Here is a 7,550-nt window from a genome sequence, read left to right on the forward strand (position 1 = left end):
ATCTCGTAAAAATCAAAAAAGGACTTATTTTGAAAAGATAAAAGAGCTAATTTTAGCTACTCGACTGGAGTTTAGATATTCAAAAGAAAAAATTTTATCGCTATATGCCTCAAATGCACCTTTTGGTGGAAATGTTGTTGGTTTGGATGTTGCCTCGTGGCGTTATTTTGGTCGGTTAGCAAATGAGCTTTCTTGGTCGGAAAGTGCAACATTAGCTGTATTACCAAATGCACCAAGTTTAATTTATCCGGGAAAAAATCAACAAAAATTAGTTGAGAAACGGAATAGGTTGTTAAAAAAACTGTTTAATAAAAAAATTATTGATACGCTAACATACGAATTAGCGATTGAAGAAGAATTACCACAAAAGCCATATAAAATTCCTCAAATAGCACCTCATTTATTACAAAATGTAACTAAAACTCAAAAAGGAAAACGAGTAAAAACTTCTTTAAAAATGAATTTACAACAGCGTGTAAATTCAATAGTAAAAGAACATTATAATGAATTAAGAAAAAATGAAATTAACAATATTGCAGTGTTAATTTTAGATGTAAAAACTAGAAAAATTTTAGTTTATATTGGCAATTCACCAACTACAAAATTACATCAAAAAAATGTTGATATTGTAAACAAACCTAGAAGTACGGGAAGTATTTTAAAACCTTTTTTATATGCTGCAATGTTAGATGCTGGAGATATTTTACCTAACACTTTAGTGGCTGATATTCCAACGCAAATAGGAAGTTATAAACCGCAAAATTTTAATAAAAAGTTTGATGGAGCCGTATTTGCAAGTATTGCATTATCTAAATCATTAAATGTTCCAGCAGTTAGAATGTTACGAAGTTTTGGGTTAGATAGATTTCATCATTATTTAAAAGAGTTAAAATTGAAAGACATAAAGTATAATGCAAATCATTATGGATTGTCCTTAATTTTAGGAGGTGCAGAAAGTAATTTATGGGATTTATGTAAAAGTTATGCGTCTATGGCTTCAACTATTAATCATTATGATGATACTCAAGGAAAATATTATAAAAATGAATTTTTAGAACCTTCATATTTAGCAAATTTTAAACCTAATTTTGGTGAAATTTCAGTTGAAAAAACAATTTTTGACGCAGGTTCAACCTATTTAACTTTTGAAGCATTAAATAAAGTAAATAGACCAGAAGGTGAAGAAAGTTGGGAATTTTATAACGGTTCAAATAAAATAGCATGGAAAACCGGTACAAGCTTTGGATTTAGAGATGCGTGGGCAATTGGAACGACCAAAGATTATACAGTTGGTGTTTGGGTTGGAAATGCTGACGGAGAAGGAAGACCAGGTTTGGTAGGAATTTCTGCAGCAGCTCCTATTTTGTTTAATGTATTTGACGTTTTACCCAAAAGTAATTGGTTTGAAAAACCTTTTGACGAACTAGTAAAAATACCTATTTGTAGTAAAAGTGGTTATAGAGCTAGTGATATTTGTGAGATAAAAGACACTGTTTTTGTACAAAGGGCTGGTTTAAAAACAAAACCTTGTCCATACCATATTTGGGTACATTTAGATAAAAATGAGCAATATCAAGTAAATTCTTCATGTGAAACTCTTAAAAACATGGTTCATAAAAGCTGGTTTGTTTTACCTCCTTTGCAAGGATTTTATTATAAAAATAATCACCCTCTTTATAGAAAATTACCAAATTTCAGAAAAGATTGTTTGAGCGAGGGAAAACCGCAAATGGAGTTTATTATTCCAAAAGAAAATACCACAACTTATTTAACAAAAGATTTTAATGGAGAAAAAAATAACTTACTTTTAAAAGTAGTTCATACAAACTCAAACACAAAATTGTTTTGGTATTTAAATAGAACATTTATTGGAACTACAGAACATATTCACGAAATAGAAGTAATGCCTAAAGTAGGAAGGCATCAAATAATAGTTATTGATGAGCTTGGAAATGAGATAAAGAGAGAAATTGAAATTAAAGACTAACTTTTTTGAACATATATTCAAATGTTGTATCTTGCATTAAAAATTAATGAAAACTAATTTAACGTCCACACATTAGATATGCTACAAATTTTACTAGTTGATGACGAAAAAGACGCTTTAGAAGCTCTTGAATGGAAATTAAATAATTACGTTAAGAACGTAAAAATCACTACTTGTAATTCACCTGTTAAAGCAATTGATATTATTAATAATGAAAAACCAGATGTGGTATTTTTAGATATTCAAATGCCTGAAATGGATGGTTTTACAATGATAGAAAAAGTTAAAAATAGAGATTTTAATCTAATTTTTACTACGGCACATGATGAATTTGCATTAAAAGCAATTAAAGTTTCAGCAATAGATTATTTGTTAAAACCCATTGATAAGGACGAATTATTAGCTTCAATGGAAAAAATTAAAGTATCTAGTGAAGGTGATTTATTAGAGGATAAATTAAAATTATTATTGAATAACTTAAACGATAATAACGATAAAATAAATATTTCTGCTGATGGTAAAGTGTATTTATTAGATAAAGACGATGTTATAATGTTAAAATCTGATAAAAGTTATACTACAATTTTTTTAAAATCTGAACAACAAATTTTAGTTTCTAAAACTCTTAAAGAGGTTGAGAAAAAATTTCCATTTCCTGAATTTTTTAGAGTCCATAATTCATATTTAATTAATTTAAATCATATAAAAGAATATTTAAAAGGATTAGGTGGTGAGTTAATTATGACTAATGGTTTAACGGCAAGTATTAGTAGAAACAGAAAAGCCGAATTATTTAAAAAACTATATTTAGACTAAAGAATGCTTTTAGATTTTCATTCTGAAATATACTCATGGATACGTGGTGGACTTTTTGTTTTATTCATTTATCATTTTTTGATTTTTTTTCAGAATAAAAGCAAATTGTATTTATACTATAGTTTGTATTTATTAGCGTTAACAATTTATTTATTTCAACATCTACTTCCTGAAGAAACTTCTACTTTTTATAACTATTTAAATTTTCCTATTCAATTTTTAGCCTATGCTGCTTATGTAGCTTTTGCAAGAGATTTATTAGATACTAGAGCTCATTTAATAAAATGGGATAAGTATTTTGAAATTGAAATAAAAATACTGTTGATTTTAGCAGTTGTTTTTGTTTTAATTCAATTCCTTTTTGGAGAAAATTATCAAAATAAAGCATTTGTAATTATAGCTCCATTTTTAACACTATTTACTTTAGCATCGTTTTATGTAATAATTTCAAAAATCAAAGATAACTCTGCACGTTATTTTGTTGCAGGCTCTTTAATATATGTATTACTAGCTAATGTAAGTTTTATTGAAATTATTACAGGGCCCAAATTTTTTATAGATTATGGCGTTCAACCTATGTTTTTTGTTTATTTAGGAGCGTTTCTTCAAAGTATTATTTTTTCAATAATTATAGGTTTTATTATTAAAAGAATTCAGGATAAAAGTAAAAATGCTGAAGTTAGACTAGCGGTAAAATTAAAAGAAATGGAGGAACTTAAAATGACCGCTTTACAAAGTCAAATGAATCCTCATTTTTTATTTAATTCTCTAAATTCTATTAATAATTTTGTACTTAAAAATGAAGTGGAAAAAGCTTCAGATTACATCACAAAATTTTCAAAACTTATTCGTGTAATTTTAAATAGCTCATCTAGCCCAACATCAAGCCTTTCAGAAGAATTAACAATTTTAGCTTTATATGTTAAGCTTGAGCAAATGCGTGTAACAGGTGGGTTTAATTACAATGTTACAATTGGTGATAATATAAATTCAGAAAGTATAAAAGTACCACCGTTATTTTTACAGCCTTTTATTGAAAATGCAATTTGGCATGGAATTATGAAAAAAAAGGGTGAAAAAACAATCGATTTATCTATAAAAGAAGATAATGGCTATGTTTTATGTGAAATACTAGATAATGGTGTTGGGATAAATAAAACAAAACAAATTACCCACTTATCTCAAAAGAAAAAATTCTTTGGTGCAGAAGCTACAGAAAATAGGATTAGAATTTTACATCAAAATAAAGGCGTTGATATTGAAATAAAAGATATTTCTAATGAAAACACTACAGGAACCAAAGTTTCTATTAGGTTTCCTCTTAACTAAGCTAAAGTCCTATTGAAGTTGTTAACTCCTAAAAACTCTGTTTACATAAAAAAACACGCCATTTATATATTTTTAGAAGTCATTTGTTAATTTATTCCAAAATAAACAATTTAACAGTGTATATTTGTTAAGTATTAATGTCAAGAGGGGTTTTGACATTATACATTAAAACATTAAATAAGTCTTTGGGGTTGATTTATTTATTCCTTGAACATTGTATATTCGAATTACAATGTTCAAGGTTTTTTTTTGAAAAAAGATTGATTTCAAATTTCTTCTTTACACTTTAAATAAATATATTTGAATGATTTTATGAAAAAAATTATACAAATATTTATTTACCTTTTTATACACATTACGTTTGGTCAAGTTGATTATTCTAATAGCTGGGAAGACTTTTTCTCCTATAATAATGTGAAAGATTTTATAAAAACAGAGAATGTAATATATGCCATTGTAGATAATGCTGTTTTCACATATAATATTAGTACATCTGAAATAACAAAAATATCTTCGGTGAATGGTCTTTCAGGAGAAAATATCTCCAGTTTATATTATAGTAAATATTTTGATAAAATTATTATTGGATATGAAACTGGACTTCTTGAAATTATCGACAACAAAAATAATATTTCTATAGCAAAAGACATTGTAAATTTTAATTATTCGGGTAACAAACAAATTAATAATATTACAGAATACAATAACAAATTGTATCTATCAACATCATTTGCAATAATTATATATGATTTAGAAATATCTCAATTTGGAGATACGTACTTTATTGGAAACCAATCTTCTGACATCACAATTAATCAAATTAAAATTTATGGAAATACTATTTATGCAGCTACAGAAAATGGTATTTTTACTGCAGATGCTAATAGTCCTAATTTAATTGATTTTAATAATTGGACACAACATTTTTCTGATAATTTTTCTGCTATAGAAGTGTTTAATAATGAAGTAGTTGTTTCAAGTAACCGTAATTTATACACTATTGAAAATAATACATTATTATTACAAAAAACGTATCCGTTAGCTATTATTAGCTTAAAATCTTCCAAAGAAAATTTAACCATAAGTACACTAAGAAGTGTATATGTAAATGATGTGAATTATTTAGAAATTTTAAACTATACAACAAGTGCAACAGCTATATTTTACTATAATTTAAATACTGCTTTTTTTATTGATAATACGCTGTACTTAGGAACGCAAGAATTTGGAATCTTAAAAAGTAACCTTCAAAATATTTCAAATTTTGAAGAAATTCATCCTGAAGGACCAGTTTCAAACTTACCTTTTTCAATTGCAGTTAAAGATAATAATATTTGGGTTGTTTATGGTGGATATAGAACTTCATATAGTCCTTTAGGTAGAAAATCTGGTTTTAGCCATTTTAACGGTGAAAATTGGTTAAACACACCATACTCTGGTGTTGGCATAAGTGATTTGGTTCATATTACTTTTGATCCAATTAATATTAATAAGGTATATTTAAGCTCTTGGGGAGGAGGAATGTTAATTATTGAAGATGATATAATTACAACTAATTGGAATCATACAAATAGTGGTTTAGAAAGGTTAATTTATGCGCCTAACCCAAACTATACAAGCACAAGAATACATGGAACTGCTTTTGATAATAAGGGTAATTTATGGATAGCAAATGCTTGGGTAAATGATAGAGTAAAAAAATATAGTGCAGATGGAAGTTGGTCTAGTTTTGATATGAGTTCAGTAATAACTAATCCTGCATTTGGATTGAATGAACTTGTTGTAGATAAAACCACTAATATTTGGATAGGATCTAGGCGAAATGGTGTGTTAGTTTTTAATGAAAATGGTAATAATAAAAAATCGTTAACCACCGAACTTACAAAAGGCGCACTACCCGATTTAAATGCTAGAACTGTTAAGGTAGATAATAAAAACAGAATATGGATTGGAACTAAAAAAGGCTTGGTTGTTTATTATAATGCGGCCAATGTTTTTAATGAAAACAATATTGATGCTGAACCAGTTATAATTTTAGATGATGGTATTCCTAAAAAACTTTTAGGCGAACAAGTTGTTAATTCTATAGCAATAGATGGAGCAGATAATAAATGGTTTGGTACTGAATCAGGTGGTGTTTTACAAACAAATCCTAGTGGAATTACAACTTTAAGAAGTTTCAATAAAGATAATTCACCTTTACCTTCAAACAATATATTAAAAATTGATATAGATAATAATTCAGGAAAAGTATTTTTTGCAACCGACAGAGGTATTGTTGCATTTAATAGTAATGTGTCATCTTATGGAGATAGTTTACCTGAAGTTTACGCATACCCAAATCCATCAACAAAAGAGAATGAATTTATTACGATTGATGGTAGAAATGGAGCACACCTACCAAATGGGACAAATGTTAAAATTTTAGATACGGCTGGTAATTTAGTTTTTGAAACAAATACAAAAGAAGGTCATGAATTATTTGGAGGTAAAGTAGTTTGGAATAAAACTAATTTAGCAGGTAATAAAGTAGCGTCTGGAATTTACATAGTGCTATTAATTACTGAAGATACTGTAGAAACCACTGTAGCTAAAATTGCTATTGTTAATTAAAAATGATTGAAACCAGTAAAGCAATTGTTTTAAATACCATAAAATATGGAGATACAAGCTTAATTACAACTTGTTATACTCAAAGTAGTGGGATTAAAACATACATACTAAAAGGTGTTTTAAAAGCGAAAAAATCTAAGATTAAAGCGGCTTATTTTCAACCATTAATGCAGCTTAATTTAACGGCAAATCATAACAATAAAGGAAACCTAAATTCTATTAGGGATTTGGAAGTTACATATTTTTATAATTCAATTTATACAGATATTAAAAAGCAAACTATAGCCTTATTTTTAGCTGAAATATTATATTATACCATACGTGAAGAAGAGCAAAATAATACACTTTTTAAATATTTAGAAACAGCATTTTTATGGCTAGATACTCACGATACTATTTCAAATTTTCATTTATTATTTTTATTAAATTTAACTAAATATTTAGGCTTTTATCCTATAACAAATACAATTAATAATTCATATTTCGATTTGTTAGAAGGAACATTTACAAATAAGATTAGAAATAATACCGTTACCGGAAATAATTTAATGCAGTTTAAAAAGCTTTTAGGCATAAATTTTGATATTCTACACACAGTTGATTTTAGCGCATCAAATAGGCAAGCTGTATTGTCTATTTTAATTCAATATTTTCAATTACATTTGGAAGGCTTTAAAAAGCCAAAATCATTAGAAGTATTAAAACTTATATTTAGTTAGTTATGAAGGTTTTAGGTATTGTTTTTCTTTTTTTTATGACACTTTCTGTGAAGGCTCAACAAATAAAAGTAGTAGAAAGAGGAACA

5 protein-coding genes are annotated in these 7,550 nt (G+C 27.1%); all 5 read left to right on the forward strand.

What is annotated here, in order from left to right; genetic code table 11:
- Positions 1 to 1,987 (forward strand): penicillin-binding protein 1C (gene pbpC / locus QM495_RS04225; protein ID WP_408670862.1); only part of this gene is annotated, 1,987 nt, incomplete at its 5' end.
- Between the two features lie 78 nt (positions 1,988 to 2,065).
- Complete coding sequence (locus QM495_RS04230; protein WP_408670863.1) at positions 2,066 to 2,803, forward strand: LytR/AlgR family response regulator transcription factor; 738 nt, start codon at positions 2,066 to 2,068, stop codon at positions 2,801 to 2,803.
- A gap of 3 nt (positions 2,804 to 2,806) precedes the next feature.
- The gene (locus tag QM495_RS04235) at positions 2,807 to 4,132 is read left to right on the forward strand and encodes a sensor histidine kinase (protein WP_408670864.1); all 1,326 of its coding nucleotides are present in this window, start codon (positions 2,807 to 2,809) and stop codon (positions 4,130 to 4,132) included.
- Positions 4,133 to 4,444: 312 nt separating this feature from the next.
- Positions 4,445 to 6,745 carry a hypothetical protein gene (locus QM495_RS04240; protein WP_408670865.1) on the forward strand — a complete coding sequence of 767 codons (2,301 nt, stop codon included), beginning with the start codon at positions 4,445 to 4,447 and terminating at the stop codon, positions 6,743 to 6,745.
- A 2-nt stretch (positions 6,746 to 6,747) separates the two neighbouring features.
- Positions 6,748 to 7,464 (forward strand): DNA repair protein RecO, encoded by a 717-nt coding sequence (gene recO / locus QM495_RS04245; protein WP_408670866.1) that lies wholly within the window; start codon positions 6,748 to 6,750, stop codon positions 7,462 to 7,464.
- Positions 7,465 to 7,550: the final 86 nt, after the last annotated feature.

Origin of the sequence: Lutibacter sp., assembly GCF_046055765.1 — a bacterium.
Lineage (GTDB): Bacteria > Bacteroidota > Bacteroidia > Flavobacteriales > Flavobacteriaceae > Lutibacter.

Bases quoted from the DNA above. Each gene is read 5' to 3' on its own strand.
- QM495_RS04240 (WP_408670865.1), top strand. From the start codon at position 4,445: ATGAAAAAAATTATACAAATATTTATTTACCTTTTTATACACATTACG.
- recO (WP_408670866.1), top strand. From the start codon at position 6,748: ATGATTGAAACCAGTAAAGCAATTGTTTTAAATACCATAAAATATGGA.
- QM495_RS04230 (WP_408670863.1), top strand. From the start codon at position 2,066: ATGCTACAAATTTTACTAGTTGATGACGAAAAAGACGCTTTAGAAGCT.
- QM495_RS04235 (WP_408670864.1), top strand. From the start codon at position 2,807: ATGCTTTTAGATTTTCATTCTGAAATATACTCATGGATACGTGGTGGA.